The organism is Aquabacterium sp. (assembly GCF_035476535.1).
GTDB lineage: Bacteria > Pseudomonadota > Gammaproteobacteria > Burkholderiales > Burkholderiaceae_C > Pseudaquabacterium.
Window position 1 is genome coordinate 25781 of record NZ_DATILJ010000108.1, and the last position, 19607, is coordinate 45387.

At 69.5% G+C, this 19607-nt stretch carries 20 protein-coding genes and 2 pseudogenes; 11 read left to right on the forward strand and 11 right to left on the reverse strand.

All coding sequences use genetic code 11. The annotated features are described in order from the left end of the window. Positions 1 to 2: 2 nt before the first annotated feature. The 3 genes from VLK61_RS10895 to VLK61_RS10905 all read left to right on the forward strand — a co-directional run bounded on the left by VLK61_RS10895 (position 3) and on the right by VLK61_RS10905 (position 4696). Positions 3 to 3278, forward strand: a complete 3276-nt coding sequence (locus VLK61_RS10895; RefSeq protein ID WP_325421021.1) for an ATP-binding protein — start codon at positions 3 to 5, stop codon at positions 3276 to 3278. 124 nt (positions 3279 to 3402) lie between these two features. Then, positions 3403 to 3834 carry a hypothetical protein gene (locus tag VLK61_RS10900; RefSeq protein ID WP_325421023.1) on the forward strand — a complete coding sequence of 144 codons (432 nt, stop codon included), beginning with the start codon at positions 3403 to 3405 and terminating at the stop codon, positions 3832 to 3834. Between the two features lie 31 nt (positions 3835 to 3865). Then, complete coding sequence (locus VLK61_RS10905; protein ID WP_325421025.1) at positions 3866 to 4696, forward strand: hypothetical protein; 831 nt, start codon at positions 3866 to 3868, stop codon at positions 4694 to 4696. 119 nt (positions 4697 to 4815) lie between these two features. On the opposite strand, the gene VLK61_RS10910 is transcribed toward VLK61_RS10905, so the two are convergent. Further along, a complete protein-coding gene (locus tag VLK61_RS10910) occupies positions 4816 to 5586 on the reverse strand; it encodes a substrate-binding periplasmic protein (RefSeq protein ID WP_325421027.1) in 771 nt (256 codons plus the stop codon). 18 nt (positions 5587 to 5604) lie between these two features. Continuing rightward, entirely contained in the window at positions 5605 to 8367 is a 2763-nt protein-coding gene (locus VLK61_RS10915) for a response regulator (protein ID WP_325421029.1), read from the reverse strand. A gap of 363 nt (positions 8368 to 8730) precedes the next feature. Here VLK61_RS10915 and VLK61_RS10920 point away from each other — a divergent pair, with 363 nt between their 5' ends. The 3 genes from VLK61_RS10920 (at position 8731) to VLK61_RS10930 (ending at position 11418) form a co-directional block, all read left to right on the forward strand. Beyond that, the gene (locus VLK61_RS10920; RefSeq protein WP_325421031.1) at positions 8731 to 10176 is read left to right on the forward strand and encodes an MATE family efflux transporter; all 1446 of its coding nucleotides are present in this window, start codon (positions 8731 to 8733) and stop codon (positions 10174 to 10176) included. A 160-nt stretch (positions 10177 to 10336) separates the two neighbouring features. Further along, positions 10337 to 11116 (forward strand): PEP-CTERM sorting domain-containing protein, encoded by a 780-nt coding sequence (locus VLK61_RS10925; protein WP_325421032.1) that lies wholly within the window; start codon positions 10337 to 10339, stop codon positions 11114 to 11116. A gap of 62 nt (positions 11117 to 11178) precedes the next feature. Next, positions 11179 to 11418, forward strand: a complete 240-nt coding sequence (locus VLK61_RS10930) for a hypothetical protein (protein WP_325421033.1) — start codon at positions 11179 to 11181, stop codon at positions 11416 to 11418. 583 nt (positions 11419 to 12001) lie between these two features. Here the strand turns inward: VLK61_RS10930 and VLK61_RS10935 are convergent. From VLK61_RS10935 to VLK61_RS10955, 5 genes and pseudogenes are all read right to left on the reverse strand, one after another. Further along, entirely contained in the window at positions 12002 to 12178 is a 177-nt protein-coding gene (locus tag VLK61_RS10935; RefSeq protein WP_325421034.1) for a hypothetical protein, read from the reverse strand. 41 nt (positions 12179 to 12219) lie between these two features. Further along, positions 12220 to 12555, reverse strand: a pseudogene (locus VLK61_RS10940) (acetoacetate decarboxylase); the annotation flags it as partial. Beyond that, a complete protein-coding gene (locus tag VLK61_RS10945) occupies positions 12552 to 13778 on the reverse strand; it encodes a patatin-like phospholipase family protein (RefSeq protein WP_325421035.1) in 1227 nt (408 codons plus the stop codon). The pseudogene VLK61_RS10940 and the gene VLK61_RS10945, both read right to left, overlap by 4 nt. An 11-nt stretch (positions 13779 to 13789) precedes the next feature. Further along, a complete protein-coding gene (locus tag VLK61_RS10950; protein ID WP_325421036.1) occupies positions 13790 to 14671 on the reverse strand; it encodes a tetratricopeptide repeat protein in 882 nt (293 codons plus the stop codon). Positions 14672 to 14693: 22 nt separating this feature from the next. Beyond that, entirely contained in the window at positions 14694 to 15251 is a 558-nt protein-coding gene (locus tag VLK61_RS10955; protein ID WP_325421048.1) for a PDZ domain-containing protein, read from the reverse strand. On the opposite strand from VLK61_RS10955, the gene VLK61_RS10960 reads away from it, so the two are divergent. Next, complete coding sequence (locus VLK61_RS10960) at positions 15226 to 15432, forward strand: hypothetical protein (protein ID WP_325421037.1); 207 nt, start codon at positions 15226 to 15228, stop codon at positions 15430 to 15432. The genes VLK61_RS10955 and VLK61_RS10960 overlap by 26 nt on opposite strands. Before the next feature lie 7 nt (positions 15433 to 15439). Continuing rightward, positions 15440 to 15604 carry a hypothetical protein gene (locus tag VLK61_RS10965; protein WP_325421038.1) on the forward strand — a complete coding sequence of 55 codons (165 nt, stop codon included), beginning with the start codon at positions 15440 to 15442 and terminating at the stop codon, positions 15602 to 15604. Positions 15605 to 15764: 160 nt separating this feature from the next. Here the strand turns inward: VLK61_RS10965 and VLK61_RS10970 are convergent, their stop codons facing one another. Further along, positions 15765 to 16208 carry a hypothetical protein gene (locus VLK61_RS10970; protein WP_325421039.1) on the reverse strand — a complete coding sequence of 148 codons (444 nt, stop codon included), beginning with the start codon at positions 16206 to 16208 and terminating at the stop codon, positions 15765 to 15767. Positions 16209 to 16387: 179 nt separating this feature from the next. After that, complete coding sequence (locus VLK61_RS10975; protein ID WP_325421040.1) at positions 16388 to 16588, reverse strand: hypothetical protein; 201 nt, start codon at positions 16586 to 16588, stop codon at positions 16388 to 16390. Positions 16589 to 16771: 183 nt separating this feature from the next. Between VLK61_RS10975 and VLK61_RS10980 the strand changes: the two genes are divergently transcribed. Continuing rightward, positions 16772 to 17275, forward strand: coding sequence for a hypothetical protein (locus VLK61_RS10980; RefSeq protein ID WP_325421041.1), 504 nt, complete (start codon positions 16772 to 16774; stop codon positions 17273 to 17275). Positions 17276 to 17428: 153 nt separating this feature from the next. Here VLK61_RS10980 and VLK61_RS10985 read toward each other — a convergent pair whose 3' ends face one another. Continuing rightward, positions 17429 to 17884: a hypothetical protein gene (locus tag VLK61_RS10985; RefSeq protein ID WP_325421042.1), complete on the reverse strand. Its 456-nt coding sequence runs from the start codon at positions 17882 to 17884 to the stop codon at positions 17429 to 17431. 480 nt (positions 17885 to 18364) lie between these two features. Here VLK61_RS10985 and VLK61_RS10990 point away from each other — a divergent pair, with 480 nt between their 5' ends. Then, the gene (locus VLK61_RS10990) at positions 18365 to 18700 is read left to right on the forward strand and encodes a type II toxin-antitoxin system RelE/ParE family toxin (RefSeq protein WP_325421050.1); all 336 of its coding nucleotides are present in this window, start codon (positions 18365 to 18367) and stop codon (positions 18698 to 18700) included. Further along, positions 18697 to 19032, forward strand: a complete 336-nt coding sequence (locus VLK61_RS10995) for a helix-turn-helix domain-containing protein (RefSeq protein ID WP_325421043.1) — start codon at positions 18697 to 18699, stop codon at positions 19030 to 19032. The genes VLK61_RS10990 and VLK61_RS10995 overlap by 4 nt, the downstream gene beginning before the upstream one ends. A gap of 184 nt (positions 19033 to 19216) precedes the next feature. On the opposite strand, the pseudogene VLK61_RS11000 reads toward VLK61_RS10995, so the two are convergent. Further along, a pseudogene (locus tag VLK61_RS11000) lies at positions 19217 to 19607 on the reverse strand (aldehyde dehydrogenase family protein); the annotation flags it as partial.

Below are 19607 nucleotides of genomic sequence, written 5' to 3' on the forward strand. Positions count from 1 at the left end.
CCGTGGCCACACCGCTGAACGTCGAGTCTTTCCCGCTGCACCTGCGCTTGCACGGCCCGCCACTGCTGCGGGCCGGCAGCCGCAGCCTCCTGCTCGAGCGCAAGGCGGCGGGTGCGCTCGCCTGGCTGGTGCTGCGCGGGCCGGTGTTGCGCGTTCGGCTGGCCGAGCTGCTGTGGCCCGCCAGCCCGCCGGAGGGCGCGCGCAACAACCTGCGCCAGCTGATCTTCAAGCTGAAGAAGGCGATGGACACGGTGGTCATCGACGGCCAGGACGAGCTCAGGCCCGCCGCGGGACTGCGCGTCGAAGCGGCTGAAGGCGAACTGCTGGCCGAGTGCCGCTACGACGACTGCCCGGCCTTCGCCGAGTGGCTCGAGACAGCGCGCCTGGCCCAGCGCCAGCAGGCCCTGCAGGCGCGGCTGGCGGCCGCCGACGCCGCGCTGGCCGCTGGCGATCTGGACAGCGCACTGGCCCTCGCCCGTGCACTCGTCGCCGACGACGAACTGAGCGAGCCGGCCCACCTGCGCCTGGTCAGGACGCTGTACCTGCGCGGCGAACGCGCGGCCGCGCTCGACGCGGCGGCGCGCTGCATGGCGATGCTGGATCAGTCGCTCGGCGTCGAGCCGTCGGCCGATTTGCAGCAGCTCGTCGCCACCGTGCGCAGCGCTGCGGCGCCGGCGGCCGCCACGACGACGATCCCGGCCTCCGTGTTGCGCCCGCCGCGACTCATCGGCCGCACGCGCGAGCTGGTTTTGCTGCGCCAGGCGCGCGCCGAGGGCCGTGTCGCGTGGATCGCCGGCGAGCCCGGGCTCGGCAAGTCGCGGCTGCTCGCCGAAAGCGCGGCCGAGGTCGCGGGGCTGCGCCTGCTCGGTGCGCGCCCCGGCGATGCCAACGTGCCCTACGCGGCGCTCGCGCGCTGGCTGCGCGCGCTGCTCGCCGACCATGGCGCGGCACTGGAGCCGCTGCCGCCCGCGCTGCACCGCCTGCTGCCCGAGCACGACGCCAGCGCCAACGCACGCGGCAGGCCGCTCGACCTGCCCGGCGCGGTCGCCGAGACGCTGCGCCGCGCCGCCGCTGACGGGCTGGTCGGTCTCGGTCTCGACGATCTGCACTTCTGCGACGAAGCCAGCCTCGGCATGCTGCAGTCGCTGCTCGACGAGCCGGCGCTCGCCAGCTTCGCCTGGCTGCTGGCGAGCCGGCCGGCTGAAGGGACACCAGCACTCGACCAGCTCGCCGATCGGCTCGCCGACGAAGCCCGGCTGCTGCCGGTGGCGCTGGCGCCGCTGGACGCGCACGGCGTCAGCGAGCTGATCGCGTCGCTCGCGCTGCCGGGCATCGACGCTGCCGCGCTGGCGCCGGAGCTGCTGCGCGCCACCGGCGGCAACCCGATGTTCGTGCTCGAGACGGTGAAGGCCATGCTGGTGACGCCGGCCGCCAGCGGGGCCGCGTTGCCGCGGCCGCGCGGCGTCGGCGCGCTGATCGAGCGGCGGCTGCGACAGCTCTCGCCGCAGGCGCTGTCACTGGCGCGGGTGGCCGCGCTGGCCGGCCCCGACTTCGGCACCGACCTCGCGATGCAGGTGCTCGATGTGCCGTTGATGGCGCTGGCCGACGCCTGGACCGAACTCGAGGCGGCACAGGTGCTGCGCGACCAGGCGTTTGCCCACGACCTGGTCTACGAGGCGACGTTGGGCGGCGTGCCGGCGCCCATCCGCCGCCATGTGCGGCGGGCGATCGCCGAGTTCCTGGCGCTGCGCGACGCCGAACCGTCGCGACTGGCCGAGCACTGGCTGGCCGCGGGCGAGGCGGCCCGTGCAGCGCCGCTGTTCGAAGCCGCCGGCCGCCGTGCCGAGGCCGCGGCACGCTACAGCGAAGCCCGCAGCCTGTTCGAGCGCAGCGCGCAGTGCCATGACGACGCCGGACAGCACACGCGTGCCGTCGACACCCGCCTGGCGCTGGCCGACCTGTTGATGGAAGCGCGAGAGTTCACCGCGTCCCAGGCGGTGCTCGACGGGCTGCCCGTGGCGACGATGACCGTCGATGATCGCCTGCGCGCGCGCATGCAGCGCATGCAGCTGAGCCTGCGCCAGTCGCGCGCCGAAGAGGCGGTGCAGATCGGCACCGCCACGCTCGCCGACGAAGCGCTGGTCGACGAGGCGACGCCGATGCGCCTGGCGACGCTGCGCTGGACGCTGGCCATCGCGCTCAGCAACGGGCTCGGCCGCTACGAGGCGGCGCTCGCCCAGCTGCAGCTGGCGGCGCCGATGCTCGCGCAGGCAGAGGACCCCTCGTGGCGATGCTGGTTTCACAGCCAGCACGCAGTCGCCAGCAGCGGGCTGGGCGAGATTGCGCAGGCGCTGCGTTCACAGGACCAGGCGATCGCCGCAGCGCGCGTGGTGGGCCGCAACCGCATGACCGCTGGCTGCCTGCAGAACGCCTGCACCTTCACGACCCACACCGGACGACTGGTCGCCGCACTCGACCTCGCCGACGAATGCCTGCTGCTGATGGGCGACACCGGCGGCGACGACCACTTCAGCTTGCATGTGCGCTCGCAGCGCGCACGGCTTCAAGCCATGCTGGGCCGCTACGGCGAGGCGATCAAGGCCCTGGAGGCGCTGACCGCCGACGACGGCGGACTCGCGCCGAAGACCCGCGCCGGGTCGCTGGTGACGCTGGCGCTGGCCTGGGCCCAGCTCGGCCAGCTTCCGCGCGTGCAGCGTGCGCTGGACGCCGCGGCGATGGCACACCACGACGAAGCGAACCAGGCGCTGATGGCCGCCGCCCGCTGCGAGCTGGCGTGGCTGGGCGGCCAGGCCTGTGATCCGGCCGAGTCCGGGCTGCCGCACGAGTGGGTGCCGCTGGCCTGGCGGGTGTCTCCGGAGCGCATCGAACCCCGGGATCTCGCCGCGTACCGCGCACGCTGGGCCGCGGCCGGGCTGGCGGGGCACGTCGTCCTGGCCGATGTGCTGGCCGCCGTGCATGCCCGGCAGCTGGGCGACGCCGCCACGGCCGCAGGCTTCGCGGCGCGGGCGCTGCCCGCGTTGCGCCAGACGCTCGCCCCGGGGGTCTACCGGCCCTGGGCCTACCTGGAAATCGCGCGCTGCGCCGCCGCGGCAGACCCCTCTCTGGCGCAGCGCGCGGCGCAGGAGGGCGCGGACTGGGTGCACGGCGTCGCGCGTTTCCAGCTCCCGGAGCCACTGCGCGAAGGGTTCCTGCGGCGCAACCGCCTCAACGCCGAACTGCTCGCGCTCGGCGCCGGCACGCGAATAACGGGCCGATAACACCGCCGCAGGACATTGCTTCCCACGCCGCCGGGCATCCCGCCCGGCCACCGCGACAGAAGGGGCAAGCCATGACGATCACGGCCGAGAAGTGGATGGCAGGGACAGCGAAGGGGGCTGCGTCATGAGCGAGACCGACCTCGCCGGTTGGGGCGCCGCCGGGCTGACGCTGCTGACCTTCGTCTGCAAGGACATGCGACAGCTGCGCCTGCTGGCGATCTGCGCCAACGGCGCCTTCATCAGCTACGGCGCCATGGCCGGGCTGGTGCCCGTGCTGGTGCTGCACGTGGCGCTGGCACCGATCAACGTGTGGCGGCTGCTGCAACACCGCAGCGGTGTGGCCACGCGCCGCAGCACGCCGGCGGCGGCGGCGGTCCTGCAGCCTGCCTCTGCTCCCGAAAGCAAAGGCGTTGCGAGCCGTCAGCGCAAGGCATCCGTCCGCTGGCGTGTTGCAGGTACGCTGCGCTCGAACCTGTCGGCCTCGTCGCAACTGCAGTTCTCCCGACGGCATCAGAACTTCCGCAGGCAGCCCGTACAAGGACACTCGGATCTCTGAGAATGTCATTCGCCGCGAAACGCTGCCCCCCATGACCCGCCTGCACAGTGAATTCGCCCGCCTGTACCTGCCCGATCCAGCGGCTGCAGCCGACCGTGCGCCCACGGCCGCCGATCTGGTGGACGCATCGGGCCGCGTGCGGGCCTTGGTGCTGGAACTGCATGCCCCGGCCGAGTGGGAGCCCTTGCGCGCAGTGTGGCGTGGCGTGCAGACCGACCTGGATCTGCCGGCGCCGGCCATCGCGGTGAATGGCGTGGACGGGCTGCAACTGTGGTTCTCGCTGGCCCGGGCGGTGACGGTGGCGCAGGCGCACGACGTTCTGGCCGCGCTGTGGCGGCGTTATCTGCCCAGCGTGCCGCTGCACCGGCTGCGCCTGTGGCCATCGGCCGACGATGCCGCGCCGGCGGCGCAGGTCCTGCGGGCGGCCTGCGTGCCCGCGCCGCAGCCGGGGGGCGAACGCTGGTCAGCCTTCGTGGCTCCCGACCTGGCGCCCATCTTCACCGAAACACCGTGGATCGACGTGGAGCCCAGCGATCAGGGCCAGGCCGGCCTGCTGGAGCGCGTGGCCTCGATCCAGCCCGAGGCACTGGCCGCCAGCCTGGCACAGCTGGCGCCGCCGGTGCCAGCTGCCCAGCTTGGCATGGCGGCGCCCCTGGCGGCCGACGCGGTGGCCACCAGCCACGCTGCCGGCGGGCACCGCGCAGCAGGCCAAGGGCTGCTCAGCCCGCAAGCCTTCTTGATGCGCGTGATGAACGACGAGAACGCCCCGCTGGCGCTACGCATCGAGGCCGCCAAGGCCTTGCTGCCCTACCAGGGCTCAGGCCGACGCGGCGATGCTCCCGCTGCGAGCGCCGACACCTGACCGACGGGAGTGGACCAGTGCGACAAGAGCCGCCAGACGGCCGCATCACACGGCAGGCCCGGACGGAATACCACGCAAGGCCTCGCCATCAGTTTCCTTCGTGACCGGCGCAGCGCTCATCATCGTTGCGCGACGCGCAACATCGCTGCGACCGCCTCCTGCCGGACCCGCTGCAGCTCGCCGCTGCCTTGCATGTTGCGCAACTCCTGCTCGACGCGCGGCACGAGCGCGCGGTGCCGCTCGTGCAGGAAGTGGTGCAGCGGAATGTGCTGGAGCGGCGGATCGACCACGCGCAGGACCTTGCCGAGCCCGAGGCGCTGGATGATCAGCAGGCCGCTGAACCGGTCGTTGACCGCCACTTCGTAGCGGCCCGCGGCGAGCGCCTGCATCAGCTGGTCCATCGTGCTGACCGCCTCGACGCGGGCCATGCCTCGCGTGCCGGCCTCCGACGAGCCGACACCGCGCACGATGCCGACCGAGTGCGGCGCAAGCGACGGCCAGCCCTCGACGCGCAGCGCGAGGTCCTTCACGAACGCCGAGGGCTCGATGTAGTTGAACGACGGCTGCAGCGCGACCAGCGTCGGGTACTGCGTCTGCACCGCGAGGATGCGCTGCACTTCGCCGTCGACGCGGCCCTCGCTCGACTCGAGCAGCGAGCGCTTGGCCGGCAGGTCGACGAAGACGACCGGGATCCCGAGCCGGCGGTAGACCGCCGTCAGGATCTCTGCGCCGAGTGCCTGATCCGGCACGTTCTCCAGGCGCGCGAGCCGCAGCGTCGGCTCGGCGCGCGCCATGCCGAAGCGCGCCAGCAGACCGGCGCCGACCAACGACGCGATGCGCCGCCGCGTGAGGCCGGAGCCAGGGGACACGAGAGAGGATGGGGATTCCACACGGACTCCTTCAGGAAGTCATGGGGCCGGCGTGACGGCCTGCCGGGCGGACCAGGACGCCAGGCCCACCAGGATAGGCGCCATCGTGGCGGACAGTTCGTCGAGCCGGGCGCGCACCGTGGGCTCGTCGCCTGCCATGCAGGCCACTTCCAGCGCGAGGGCAGCTTGCTGCAGTTCGTGCATGCCCAGCGCGCCGGCCAAGGACTGGAGGTCGTGCGCCATGCGCCGCGTCCCGGCCGTGTCGCCGGCAGACCGCGCCGCGGCGAACTGCTCGGCGAACCCGCGATGCGCGGCGAGAAAGCGCAGCAGCGTGCGCCTGAACACCGGCTCGTCGCCACCGAGCCGGTCGAGCGCATCATGCGCATCGACACCGGGCAGCGCGTGCAGGTCGGCCGCGCAGTCGCCCGCTGCGCCCGGGGCCGGCGCCGGCGCCGCGGCGGTGCGCCGTGGCACGATCCAGCGCGCCAGCGTGCCGAACATCTCATCGATGTTGATCGGCTTGGCGATGTGGTCGTTCATGCCGCACGCAAGCACTCTCTCCTTGTCGCCGACCATCGCGTTGGCCGTCATCGCGATCACCGGCAGGTCGCGCAGCTCGGCGCGCTCGCGCAGCGCCCGTGTCGCGGCAAAGCCGTCCATCACCGGCATCTGGCAGTCCATCAGCACGGCGTCGAAACTGTGGTCGCGCAGCACATCGAGCGCCTCGCGTCCGTCACGGGCCAGCTCCACCGTGATGCCCTCGCGGCCCAGCAGGTCGAGCGCGAGCTCGCGGTTGATCTCGTTGTCCTCGACGAGCAGCACACGTGCGCCTTTCAGCTGCGACCGGTTCGCCCGCTGCGCGCCCTGGCGGCGTTCGGAGCGCAGCACGGCCGGCGGCGCGAAGCCGAGCGCGCGGCAGCAGGCATCGACCAGCGTCGACGGCGTCACCGGCTTGTGCAGCAGGCCCGCGACGCGCGCGCCGGATTCGTCGATGCGCCGCACCACCTCCTCGCGCGAGAAGGCGGTCAGCATCAGCACCGTCGGCGGCCGCCCGCCGCGCGTGGCGGCCTCGGCGATGCGGCGGGCGCATTCGATGCCGTCCATGCCCGGCATCTTCCAATCGAGCAGGACCAGGTCGTAGGGCCGACCTGCGGTCTGCTCGCGCGTCAGCTTGGCGAGCGCCTGGCTGCCGTCCGCGGCGGCGTCGGCCCGCACGCCGAGCGAGCTGAGCATCTCGTCCAGGAGCTCGCGTGCCGCCGCGTTGTCGTCGACGACCAGCGCGCGGCCGCCGCGCAGGCCGTCCGCGCGCAACGGGGCCGCGGCGGCGGCCCCGGGCTGCAGGTCCAGCCGCAGCGTGAAGAAGAAGCGGCTGCCCTGGCCCGGCTTGCTCAGCAGCTCCAACTCGCCGCCCATCAGGCGCACGAGCTGGCGGCAGATCGTGAGGCCGAGCCCGGTGCCGCCATAGCGGCGGCTGGTCGACGCGTCGGCCTGCTCGAAAGGCTCGAACAGCCGCTGCTGCAGCGCCGCAGCGATGCCCACGCCGGTGTCCCGCAGCTCGAAGCGCAGCGCAACCCAGCCGCTGCCGCGTTCTGCCACCGAGATCGCCAGCGCGACCTCGCCGCGCTCGGTGAACTTGACCGCGTTGTTGCCCAGGTTCAGCAGCACCTGCCCGAGCCGCAGCGGGTCGCCGACCAGCGCGGCCGGCAGGTCGGGCGGCTCGACGAACAGAAGCTCCAGGCCCTTTTCCTCGGCCTTCAGTCCGACGACGTTGGCGAAGTTGTCGAGCACGGCGCCGAGGTCGAAGTCGGCGCGCTCGATGCCGAGCTTGCCGGCCTCGATCTTCGAGAAGTCGAGGATGTCGTTGACGATGCCCAGCAGCGCCTCTGCCGAGGCGTTGATCTTGCGAACGTAGTTTTCCTGCCGCGCCGTCAGCCCGGTCTGCAGCGCGAGGTGGGACATGCCGAGGATTGCATTCATCGGCGTGCGAACCTCGTGGCTCATGTTGGCGAGAAAGTCGCCCTTCGCCCGGTTGGCGACCTCGGCGCGCTGCTTCGCGTCCTCGAGCTGCGCCGTGCGCTCGCTGACCGCCTGCTCGAGCGCGTCGCGATGCTCGCGCAGCCCCTGCGTCGAGCGGTCCAGCGCATCGGCCATCGTGTTGACGCGCCCGGCGAGCCGGCCCACCTCGTCCTGGCTGCGCACGCTGCAGCGCGCGCCCAGGTCGCCCGACGAGATGCGCTCGAGCGTCGCCTCCATCTGAACGATGGGCCGGGTCACCAGGCGGCGCAGCAGCCAGAAGGTGACGATGTAGACCACCAGCATCACGGTGGCAATCAGCGCGGCGATCGTGCCTCGCGCCTGCTCGATCGCGCGCTCGGCGACGTCGCGCGTGAACGCGACTTCCACCTCGCCGAGCGTCTGTGGCGTCCCGCCGGAGGGCGTGTAGACGATCGCCCGCCGGCGAATGACCCCGGCCGACAGGTCCGCGCCGGGCTGGCGCACGACCTCGGCGACGGTGCCGTGGTTGACCGCCGTGACGCGAAAGTAGACGACCTCCGGGTTCGGCGCGAGGGCCTCGAGCTGGCCCTTGATCGCGCCCCAGTCGACCGTCCAGAGCGTGGTCACGAGCGAGCGGCTGAACAGCTCGGCGATCCGATCGGCGCGCGCTTCGAGCTCCTGCATGCGGCGCTGGCGCTCGCGGTCGGTCAGCACGGCGACCGAGACGGCCGCCAGCACGCAGACGACCACCGCCAGCGCAAGCATCAGCTTCGTGTGCAGACTGGCGGCGCGCAGGTTGATTCGCATGCCCGATCGCCGGGCCGGGACCCAGGCGTCAGTGTGGCGGTTCATTCTGCCGGGTCCGCCTTGGCGACGTACCGGTGTTTCCTCTCGGATGCGCAGGCGGCCGGCCAAGCCTCAGGCATCCAGTGTCGATCTGCGCCGATGGAAGTCACGGATTCAGGTGAGGGAAACCGAACGCTCGACCCTCGGCTGTCTACTGCCGCTCATGGTCTGCACTAGCAGTTGGCGTGCGGCAGCGGATTAGCCTCACCAGATCTGATGATGATCTACCGGCGCCAGGATCGCCAGGAAGCCATCGGCATCCGGCCGAGGTCGTGCACGTGCCGCGCGAGGGCGGCAGCGGGAGCGGCGCCGTTACAGTCCCGCATGACCGAGCTCCGCGATGCCAGTCCCGCGCCACTGAACCCCGCCGCGCCGAGCGCTGGCACACCGCAGCGCCCACTGCCGCAGCGCCTGCTGCCGCTGGCCTGGCCGCTCTTCATCGAGCAGAGCCTGCACATCCTCACCGGGGTGGTCGACACCTTCATGGTGAGCTTCGTGTCCGATGGCGCCGCCGCGGCGCTGGCGGTGGCCAACCAGTTGGTGATCTGGTTCATCATCGTCTTCAACTTCATCGGCATCGGCGCGATGGTGGTGGTGACGCATCACCTCGGCGCCAACGACCGGCCCGGCGCCGACCGCGTCGCTTCCACCGCCATCGCCGTGTGCACCTGGCTGGGGCTGATCGCCAGCGCGGTGATCGCGCTGGCCGCGGCACCGCTGCTGCGCCTGCTGCAGTTGCCGGCCGACCTGATGCCCTACGCGCAGCCTTTCCTCGCCGTGGTTGGCGCGGGCCTGGTGATCGAAGCCGTCAACCTGGCCATCGGCTCGGTGCTTCGCGCCCATGCCCGCACGCGCGAGGTGATGGTGGTGTCGGTGCTGCAGAACGTGATCAACGTCATCGGCAACGCGATCGCGCTGTTCGGCTGGTTCGGCCTGCCGCAGTACGGCGTGGTGGGCGTGGCAGTGTCCACCGTCTTCAGCCGCGCGGTGGCATGCGCGGTGCTGTGGCTGCTGCTGGCGCACCGCGCCGGCGTGCACGTGCGGCTGCGCGCCTTCTTCAACCTGCAGCGCGAGACGCTGGGCCGCGTGCTGCACATCGGCGCACCGGCGGCGGGCGAGAACATCAGCTGGTGGACCGCGTTCATGGTCGTGACCTCGTTCACCGCGCGCATGGGTGAGCAGCCGCTGGCCGCGCACACCTACTGGATGTCGATCGCCGGGTTCATGATTCTGTTCTCCAGCTCGATCGGCATGGCCACAGAGATCCTGGTCGGCCACCAGGTCGGCGCCGGCCAGTTCGAGCAGGCCTACAAGCTGCTGCTGCGCAGCCTGCGCACAGCCTTCGGCGTGGCCTGCGTGGTGGCGCTGGCGATCGGCGCCGCGGCGCCGTGGATCATGAGTGCCTTCAGCCGCGACCCCACGGTGCTGGCGCTGGGCACGCTGCTGCTGCGCCTGAGCCTGGTGCTGGAATCCGGCCGCACCTTCAACCTGGTCGTGATCAACGCGCTGCGCGCCAGCGGCGATGCGCGCTTTCCGTTCTACATGGGCCTGCTGTCGATGTGGGGCGTGTGGGTGCCGCTGGCCTGGCTGTTCGGGCTGCAGCTCGGCTGGGGCCTGCTCGGTATCTGGCTCGCCTGTGTCTGCGACGAGTGGTTTCGCGGCCTGCTGATGTACCGCCGCTGGCGCCAGCGACGCTGGCTGAAGTACGCGCAGCGCACGCAGGCCCGGGTGGGTGCGCTGCGCGATGCTGCCGCAGGACCCGGGGCCTGAAACACTGCTTCAGCGGTTGCTGCCGACGCTGACCATTGAAGCGCCGGCCGCTGCGTCCTGCAGTCGAACCGATACCCCTGCCCTCCAGACTTCCCGACATGCCAGCCCCTGCCCGCAGCGGCCTGGCCCCCACTCCCTGTCGGCCCTGGAAAGGCACATCATGAAAACCGCATCTTCCCTTTGCGCTCTGCTGCTGGCCCTGGGTGCCAGTGCGCTCAGCGGCCTGGCCCCGCAGGCCCATGCCGCCATCGTCGTGCAGGACCTGGATTTCGTCATCGACGCCATCGCCGCCCACGACGGTACCGGCCCCTGGGTGGTGACCGGCGAAAAGACGGCGGTCTTCAAGCAGTTCGAGCCCGGCCTGATGCTGGGGACGCTGACCGCAGCGCGCTGGGAGCTGACTTCGACCTGGGGGGCTTTCGGCGCTGCTGCAGTCCAGTCAGGACTGACCGATCCCAGCGCCGTGGTGAGCGGTGCGCTCAAGGTCGAAGTCGGCCTCGACACGCGGGTCAACTTCGGCGGCAGCCTGCTCGGCACCGGCGGCCAGTACTTCAGCAGCTACGGTCAGGCGAGCCAGGACTGCAGCACCACGCTGGCGCTCGGGCCCTGCAACATCCAACTCGAATTCACGAACATTTTCGACGGCGCGATCGATGTCAGCGACCTGGCGGCGCTGACCGGCAGCGGCGAGTTCGTGCAGGGTGTCGAGGCCGCTCTGCAGCTGACCAACACGATCGCCGGCCTGGCATCGATGTCGTCGGCCGGCGAGCTGACCTGGTCCGAGCACTTCGACCGCGGTCCGGTCGGCCGCCTGCGACTGGTGTACGAGTACGAGCTCACCACGCCCTCCGAGCCACCGGGCAGCGTGCCCGAACCCTCGTCACTGGCCCTCGCCGTCCTGGCCCTGGCCGCGCTGCGACGCGCCGGGCGCAAGCGCTGAACTTTGCGCCGCTGCCCTCACCGATTCACCTTTTCGCTCCTTTTGCCTTCACGGATCCAAAGATGCAATACGCCATTCGCATCCTTTCCGCCGCAGCCCTGGCCTGCGCGCTGCTGGCCACGTCCAGCACCTTCGCCAACGACAGCGTCACCCTCATCGACCAGGCCAGGGCCATGGCCGGCGGCGTGGTGCCGGGCGACGAGCCGGGCTGGCCGGTTCGCATGCGCCAGAGTGGTCACTACCGCCTCCCGGACTGGACCTTCGACATCGATGAGAAGTTCAGCCGCTTCGACTTCGAATGATCGGCAAGTTCAGGCCGGGCCAACTCCACGGCGAGGACGGTCGACCTGGCTGCACAAGTCCCTGACCCAGCACCGTTGCTGAGGCGCGCCACAGATCTTGAGCAACTGAACCTGAATTCCCTGGCGGGCCGGCAATGCCGCAACGACTGAATTGACTGATGAGGTGTTGTCGCGCTTCGGCGCCCTGCCCTCGTTCTTTGGCGGTTCGTATGACTGCTTCCTGGCCGATCGCATTGTGTCGCGATTGACTCCTTGCGACCCGTACGGCACCGCCCGTCCTATCCGCAGGACGAGCGCCCGGCGACTTCGATCGGGCGCGGATGGATTCGCCGGCACCGGGAGATCCGGCAGCGGGGCGCCGTGTGCCGGCTGTGCTGCCCGCCGCCGACACTTCGACCCATGCGTGCTGCGATTTCTTCCACATCGAACGGGCCGGTGGCTGGAACGCCGGATCCGCGAAGGCGCCCACCGCGATGCCTACCAGTCCTGAAAACCAGCCGAGCCGCCAGAGGATGTTCGCGCATCCGTTGCAGTGAAGCGGGCGGCACTTCACGCCAAGTGCGCGATCTTCCCGATCTCCGATTCAAGGTGGTCGTCGATATCCACCAGGACCTTCAGTGCATCGGTCGTCCGAGATGAGCAATTGCGCGGCGGCATCGCGAAACCCGTCGATCATCGTGCGAACCCAGGCGGGCCAGCGCTGGTAGAGGCGACGGCTGGCAGCACCGGTAACGATGCAGACCTTGTTCTGGCGTTTCATGGCGCTTCTTTCGTTCTCATGTGGGAAATCCGGCCTCAGACCCACAGCTCGCGGCCGCCGGCGATCGGTGCCTCGTCGTTCAGGTACATCGCGTGGACGTAGCCACCCGCCTTGCCTTCGAAAGTCACCGGGATGACCTGGCCCGACTCCGTGTAGTCGCCGAAGCCGGTGGAGTCGGGCATGCGGATGAACTCGTACTTGACGATGGGCTCGCCGATCTCCAACGGTTCGGGCACGACGGCTCGCAGCGCGTCAATGTCGGTGCGGTAGGTCACGATCAGGAACTCGCGGTTGACGAACCGGTAGGGCCCCGGCGGAAAGGCGGGGCTGGTCAGCGGCATCGCAAAGGCCGTACGGCGGACCTCGTCGAGGTTCATGCGGCCGCCTTGTTCGCCGCAGTCGTCACCGTCACCGCGGTCACTGCAGTCTCCGACGGCGCGTCGGACGTGAGGTCGAACACATGCACGCCCGTCACGCTGCGGTCGTGGTTCATCCAGCGAGGGTCATGGAGCGTCTGCGCCATGTCGGCGCGCCCGGCCTCCCAGTGCTCCTGCATCGACAGTCGAGAGAACTCGTAGTCCTTGGACTGTGTCTCGTAGTGCTTGCTGCGGTAGATCAGGTGCACGACATCGACCGCGCCGTCGCAGCGCAGGCGCGCCAGGGCATGCACATCGGGGTCGTCGCGCAGTCCTGCCGGCAGCTTTGCGATCAGCCGCCGGGCCGCCTGCGCGATCACCTGCATGTCGAGTTCGTTGGTGGTGTTCAGCCGCGTGCGGCTGGAGAAGCGGATGTCCTTCTCGCGCTCCACCACCTCCGCCAAGGTCGTCGGCAAGGCGCCGGTGGCGGCGAACAGGTCGACCTGGAACACGACACGCGGCTTCTGGCCCGGCTGGTCGAGCACGTACTGCAAAGGCGTGTTGGAGACCAGGCCGCCGTCCCAGTAGTGCTCGCCGTCGATCTCGATCGGCGCAAAGCCTGGCGGCAGCGCGCCGCTGGCCATGATGTGCCGCGCGTCGATGGATTGCCTGGCGGAGTCGAAGTACTCGAAGTTGCCGCTACGCACATTCACGGCGCCAACGGACAAGCGCATGGATCCCGAGTTGATGAGGTCGAAGTCGACCATGCGCTCGAGCGTCTGCTGCAGCCCGGAGGTGTCGTAGTAGCTGATCGCCGCCAGCGTCCCGCGCGGCTGGAAGGGCGCGGGCGGGATTCGGGGCTGGAAGAACCCCGGCACGCCGAACAGCATGACCTGCGATGCGCTGGCGTCGTTGAGCGCCTCGCGTGGGGCCAGGAAGGGCACCATCGCCGCCAAGGCCGTGGGACCGGCAAAGGGATGGCCCGAACTCACCAGGTCCCAGAACTCGTGCAGGCGCTCGACGCGCCGGTGCTCCGGGTTGCCTGCGATCAGCGCCGCGTTGATGGCGCCGATCGAGATGCCCGCCACCCAGTCGGGTTCGCTCCAGGAATGGGCCATGGCCTCGAACACACCGGCCTGGTAGGCACCCAATGCGCCACCACCCTGCAGCACGAGGATGCAGTCCTCGCTGCCACGCGGCGCAGCCTCGCGAATGCCTGGGGGGCCTGAGGGGCCTGAGGGCACGGACGACTGCCTCACCAGCCGCCCCCGTCGTCCGACGTGCCGGGATCGGCATCGCCGCCGCCCCAACCGTCGCCGGTGCCGACGTCGATGGGGCGCTGCTCCAGTTCACGGGCCGCTGCGACATCGCCAGGCCGGTCTTCGAACAGTCCGGGCTCCAACACACGGTTGCCCGACGAGAAGGCCGATCCCAGACCCGCGTCGCGATGCCCTTCGAACAGCTTCTCAGCCAACATGCCCGCTGCAACGCCGCCGGCAACCGCCATCCCGGTTCCCAGAAGACCATTGCCAGCCGGCGGTGCTGCGGGAGCGTAGCCGGGCGCGAAACCACCGTAGCCGGTTCCTGCCGAGCCTCCTGGCGATGCCGTAGCCAGCGCTGCGCCGGGCCCCGGCACAGCGGGTGGCCATTGCCCCGGAGCCTGCTGCCGCGAGCCAAACGCCCGCCATGCCAGCAGCGCCAGCACACCGGCACCCAGACCCCACACCCAGCCTGGAACGCCGCCAGCGGGCTGCGACGGCCGTGTTGCAACGAATCTCTGCGGATCGCTTCGGCTCGCAGGAGCAGCTTGGCGGCCGGCAGCCTGCTCACGATCGAGCAACTGCGTGAAGGTGTTGAACTTGTCGGGCTGCGTGAAGGCCAGCGTCGGGTCGAGCCTGCGCGCCTGCGCGGCCTCCTCGGCGGCCAGCGCGAAGCGCTTGTCGTGCGCGAGGATCTCCGCATAGACGTATCGCGCCCGGGCACTGTCGGGCTTGGCCGCGACGACCTCGCGCATCATCTCCTCGGCATGGGCGTAGTTGCCCTTGCCGATCTCGGCTTGGACCGCGTCGATGCTCGGCAACGCGAAGGCCGAGAGCGTGAGCACTGCGAAGGATGCAGCCACCAGAAAGCGCTTCATGAAAACTCCTCGAAGGTTGAACTCAGCTCAGCCGCATGGGCACGTAGATCTTCATGTCGCCGCGCTGCACGAGGATCGCCACCGATGTGCCCGTCCAGTTCGCCGCGACACCGCCCTGCGCGAGGCTGGTCACCGGCTGCCCGTCGATGGCCAGCAGCAGATCGCCGGGCTGGACGCCGGCGCGTGCAGCGGGGCCGCTGACGCCCTCGATCACCAGCCCGGCTGTGAGACCGGATTCGCGTTTCTCGTCCGGATTCAGCGGCCGCAGTGCCAGGCCGAGTCGCCCCCTGGGCGTGGTCACTCCGGCATTGGCATGACGGACGCCGTTGGTCTTCGCGTCATCCAGTCGCGCCCGCACCATCCGATGGGCACCCTGGCGCCAGACATCGATCTCGATCTGGTCGCCCGGTTGAGCCAGGCCCACGATGGCGGGCAGGTCGCCGGACAGGTCGATGGCATGGCCATTGACGGCCAGCACCACGTCGCCGCTTTGCAGACCGGCCCGCTCGGCCGCGCTGCCTTTCTCGACATCGCCGATCAGGGCGCCGGCGGGCTTGTCGAGCTTGAAGGCCTCGGCCAGGGATCAGGCCGTCGGCACGGACGATGAAGCCAGAGCCCTCGCCGCGCACCGGCATCTTCAGCTGTGGTGGCAGGCCACCGAAGCGCTGCTGGAAGCCGCGCAGGAAGTCGCGCATCGCATCAGCGTCGGGCGCACCCGCCGCGTCTTCAGCGTCGTCCCCCGTGGTCCCATCGGGCGATGAGGCAGACGTGGAAACCTTGCGCGTACCGCTGACGCTGATGTTCACCACCGCCGGCCCGAAACGCGCGGCAATGCCGGCCATGTCGGGCAGTCCGGCCAGCATCGGCGCGACCCGATCGGCGCCGATGGCCGCTTGTGGCTGCGGGCTGGTCTGGGCATGGCTGTGTTCGTAGTAGCCGGTGGCCGCCAACACCACGGCGGTGACGGCGGCAATGGCCACGACCGAACGGCGCTGCGGGACCAGGGTGGTGGATTGCATGAAATGACTCCTGCAGGGGTTCTTGAAGTGGTGCGTTGGATGACTTGGGGGTAGCGCAGGCCCGCGAGGCCTGATCAACCCGGCTCGTCCGGTCCGTGCAGGTAGAGCGTGGCCAGTCGGCCCACTTCCGCGTCGACAGCACCCATGCGCTTGACGCGGCCGAAGTCGGCCAGGACGTGGTATTGGCCGGGGGGCAGGTCGACGTCGGTCAGAGCGTCCGCCTCGTCGAGAGAGAAGGTCTTCTGGCCGTTGGTGCCCGTGATGATGAGCCGCACGCCCTTGGCGTCGGCGTGGTGTCTGCCTTCGGACAACGCGATCTGCAGGTCGTACGGTTGCGCGCCACCCAGGATGCCAGCAGGAGGCACGGTCGCGCTGCTGCCAGTCTCGAAGGCATGTCCGTCCAGCGTGCCGAGGACACTGCCGGCCGTCGTGGGCAACGCCTGCGCCGAGGCCTGGATGAAGGTGCCGATGAACGCCAGGGCGACGGCGGCGGCGATGAAGGTTTGGGTGGTGTTCATGGTGTAGCTCCGGCTCGGGTGCCCAGGGGGCTCAAGCCCGCGGTGGATTGCGCTGCGGTCATGTTGTGGGGAGCGCCATCACGTCGTGTTGCAGCCTTCGCCGCCTCTCATGACGGATGACATGACAGCCGACTTGCGGTGCAGAGCAGCCAGGCTCCACGCCGGGCATCTCCCGCCCGTCAAGCGGCGTCCTTCCGCCAATGCAGGGTCAGACTGGCCGGCTGGCCCGGCTTCACGTCGACGCTGGCACCTTGCTTGACGCCGTCGAACTGACCTGCCACGTGATAGTGGCCGGCCGGCAGCTTCACGTCCGTCAGCGGGCCGGCGTCTTTCAGCGCGAACACGCCCTTGCCGCTGGCATCGGTGATGCGCAGCTTCACGTCGGCGACGTAGGCGCCGTGCAAGCAGCGCCGGACCGGCCGCGCCGCCGTGCGAGGCCGGACATTGCAGGCGTCACGCGGGATCGGCCAGACCGCAACCTTCATGACCCTGTGGCGGCCGAAAGTGGACTGCGCTCGGAGCGTGGTGCTGCGGGCATCACTTCCTTTGAAGGAGAACCTCTCATGACATCGAGGTGGCAAATCTCAAGTAGGCGCACGGTCGGCTTGGCCGCCCTGGCCGGTGCAGCCTCGGTGCTGGGCGCCTGCACCAGCATGGGCGTGGGCAGCGGCTCGCTGAAGCCCGACAACACGCCCGTGGCCCTTTCGTGGACCAGCAAGGATGGCGGCACCACGGGCACGATGACGGCCACGGCCGGCACCGCGGGTGTTTTCAGCGGACCGTTCGCGCAGGTGACCAGCAGCGTGCGCACCGAGATGCTGGAGCCGATGTGGCGTGGCTGGCGCCGGGGCTGGGACGATTGGCGCTACTTCGGCCCGTATCCCGCCACCGCCTTCTCGACGATCTATTCGGGCAAGGTCATCGCCAACCTGGCCGGCCCGGACGCGCAGCCCCTGCGCTGCCGCTTCCACCTCAACGACCCGGCGGCGGGCATGAAGGCTGGCGGCCAGGGCGAATGCCAGTTCAATGGCGGTCGCACCGTGGATGCGGTCTTCCCGCGCGCCTGAAGCGAGTCACGTCCTCGCTCCACTCAACTCAGGAGGTCACCATGAACGAAACACCCATGACGGGGCAAGTACCGCACCCTTTGCCTGGGACCTTGCTGGCCGCAGCCGCACTGCCGTCGTCCTTCGCCGGTGCCCGAAGCGAGGTTGATCGCTCTATTCATGGACGCCGTCTCGCGATCGATCCGTGTCGATGCTGAGCGTTGTGGCCTTGACCGGCTTGCGCTCCTTCTCGCGGCCTCGGTCTGAGGGCTCGAAAATCTGCAGAGCCATCCTTACGCCCCCGAAGTGCAGATGGAGCACGAGGTGATGAAGCGTGCCGATTCCCTGAATCCACTTGTCCTCGCAATCAACTTCCTGCCTGCCGTAAACAGGTGCCAGCGCGCGCACCAGTCCACTGAAGATGCGCAGCTGGCGCTGGTACATCGGAGCATCGAAGTACGGCATGTCCCATGAATAGCCGCTGGCTTGATGCTTCGCCTGGCGCCTGGCTTCGGCCTCGCGCAGCCGCGCCAAGGCTGGATGAGGCGTGCGGAGGTCCCGGGGGGCGACAACCTTGCCAACACGCTTGACCGCCACGCTGACCTGCTGCTCCAACTCCTCTTCCCACACCGGCGGATGCAGCGGCTCGTCCGGACCTTTCCTGGTGTACCAACGCTCGCGGATCCCTCCCGATCTCGATCGTGTTGGATTGGCCAGGCAGCCGGATCGGCAGCGGAATGCGTCGCACCGGCGCGCCTGCGTTCAGTTTTGCCCAGTACCCCAGCGGGGGTGCGGGAATGCTCGCCCTCGTGCAGTGCTTTCCGATCGCCACGTCGGAAACGCCCAGTTCCTCGGCGAGCGCCGTGCGAGGCTTGGACCAGACGAGTTCGTACAGCGCTTGACGGGTGAGGATCGTTGTCATCGGATCTCTGGGCTGACCGGGTGAAGCGCAGCGGGCGGACAGACGGCAAGAACCTCAGAGGCCGTCGAGACGATGCGCGGGGCCGGGTTGCCGCTGACAAGGCAGGCGAGCCGGCTCTAAGCTGGCTCGCCACCGCTGCCGACGAAATTGACTTCCAGATCATACTGAAACTTGTATACTCACCAAGGATGATCAAGAAGGACATCGCCTTCGTCGGTACGGCTCTTGAAGAGCTACGAGCGTTTCCGCTCGACGCGCGCCGCGAGGCTGGCTTTCAGCTGGACCGCGTGCAGGATGGCCTGCAGCCAGATGACTGGAAACCCATGTCGAGCGTCGGTTTGGGAGTCCAGGAGATCCGTGTGCGAGACGAGTCAGGTGCCTATCGTGTCATCTACGTGGCGAAGTTCGCCGACGCGGTCTACGTGCTTCACGCGTTCCAGAAGAAGACGCAGCGGACATCGAGAGTTGACATCGAACTTGCGATCAGGCGCTACGCCGAAGTCTTGAAGGAGCAACGGAAGTGACGATCCAACGTTTCGCCAGCGTCTGGGATGCCATCGAGGACACCCCCGAGGAAGCCGAGAACATGAAGATTCGCTCCATGCTGATGAAGGCTTTGAAGGAGCGCATCGAGAGCCAACATCTGACGCAGGCGAGCGCCGCGAAGATGTTTCGCGTCACGCAACCGCGCGTCTCCGATCTGCTTCGTGGAAAGAGCAACCTGTTCGCGATCGATGCGCTGGTGAACATGGCAGCTGCATCGGGGTTGGTAGTCGAGCTGAGGGTGAAGAAGGCCCCAGTTGCCAGGAGGCGCCTGGCCACCAAGGCGCGATCAGCGGTCGCAACGGACGCGTGACAGCAGAGTCGATCTCACCGACGAAGTCACAAAGTTCACAAGCACGAGCCCCGGCTCGGCACTTCAGCGAAACGCATAGCCTGACCCACACCCAGCCGCTCTGGCCTCCTGTCAGACGTTCATCACCGCGACAGCCTAGGCATTGAGGTAGGCCTCGACCGCTTCCGGACCGCCTTCCGAGGCTCAGCACGGTGGGTTGCCAGAAGTTGCCGGTCTCGCCGATGCGCTCGCCACCGGTCAGCACCTCCGCGCCGCGCTCGACGGCGTCCCGCGTGAACTCGGCCATCGCTGTCACGCGGCGCGGATTCGCGAGCGGCCCCATCTGCGTTCCCTCGACCAGGCCGTCACCCACCTTCAGATTGCCGGCCTGCAGTGCAAGGGCCTTGGCGAACTCGTGGCGGATGCTCTCGTGCACCAGGAAGCGTGTCGGCGAGATACAGACCTGCCCGGCGTTGCGGAACTTGGCGGCGCCCGCTGCCTTCACGGCCAGCGCGATGTCCGCGTCCTCCGCCACGATCACCGGTGCGTGCCCGCCCAGCTCCATCGTGACGCGCTTCATGTGCCGACCCGCCAGC

Coding starts and splice junctions, on each gene's coding strand:
- VLK61_RS10900 (WP_325421023.1), top strand. CDS start 3,403: ATGAGCGAGACCGACCTCGCCGGTTGGGGCGCCGCCGGGCTGACGCTG.
- VLK61_RS10905 (WP_325421025.1), top strand. CDS start 3,866: ATGACCCGCCTGCACAGTGAATTCGCCCGCCTGTACCTGCCCGATCCA.
- VLK61_RS10915 (WP_325421029.1), bottom strand. CDS start 8,367: ATGCGAATCAACCTGCGCGCCGCCAGTCTGCACACGAAGCTGATGCTT.
- VLK61_RS10920 (WP_325421031.1), top strand. CDS start 8,731: ATGACCGAGCTCCGCGATGCCAGTCCCGCGCCACTGAACCCCGCCGCG.
- VLK61_RS10925 (WP_325421032.1), top strand. CDS start 10,337: ATGAAAACCGCATCTTCCCTTTGCGCTCTGCTGCTGGCCCTGGGTGCC.
- VLK61_RS10930 (WP_325421033.1), top strand. CDS start 11,179: ATGCAATACGCCATTCGCATCCTTTCCGCCGCAGCCCTGGCCTGCGCG.
- VLK61_RS10935 (WP_325421034.1), bottom strand. CDS start 12,178: ATGAAACGCCAGAACAAGGTCTGCATCGTTACCGGTGCTGCCAGCCGT.
- VLK61_RS10950 (WP_325421036.1), bottom strand. CDS start 14,671: ATGAAGCGCTTTCTGGTGGCTGCATCCTTCGCAGTGCTCACGCTCTCG.
- VLK61_RS10970 (WP_325421039.1), bottom strand. CDS start 16,208: ATGAACACCACCCAAACCTTCATCGCCGCCGCCGTCGCCCTGGCGTTC.
- VLK61_RS10980 (WP_325421041.1), top strand. CDS start 16,772: ATGACATCGAGGTGGCAAATCTCAAGTAGGCGCACGGTCGGCTTGGCC.
- VLK61_RS10990 (WP_325421050.1), top strand. CDS start 18,365: ATGATCAAGAAGGACATCGCCTTCGTCGGTACGGCTCTTGAAGAGCTA.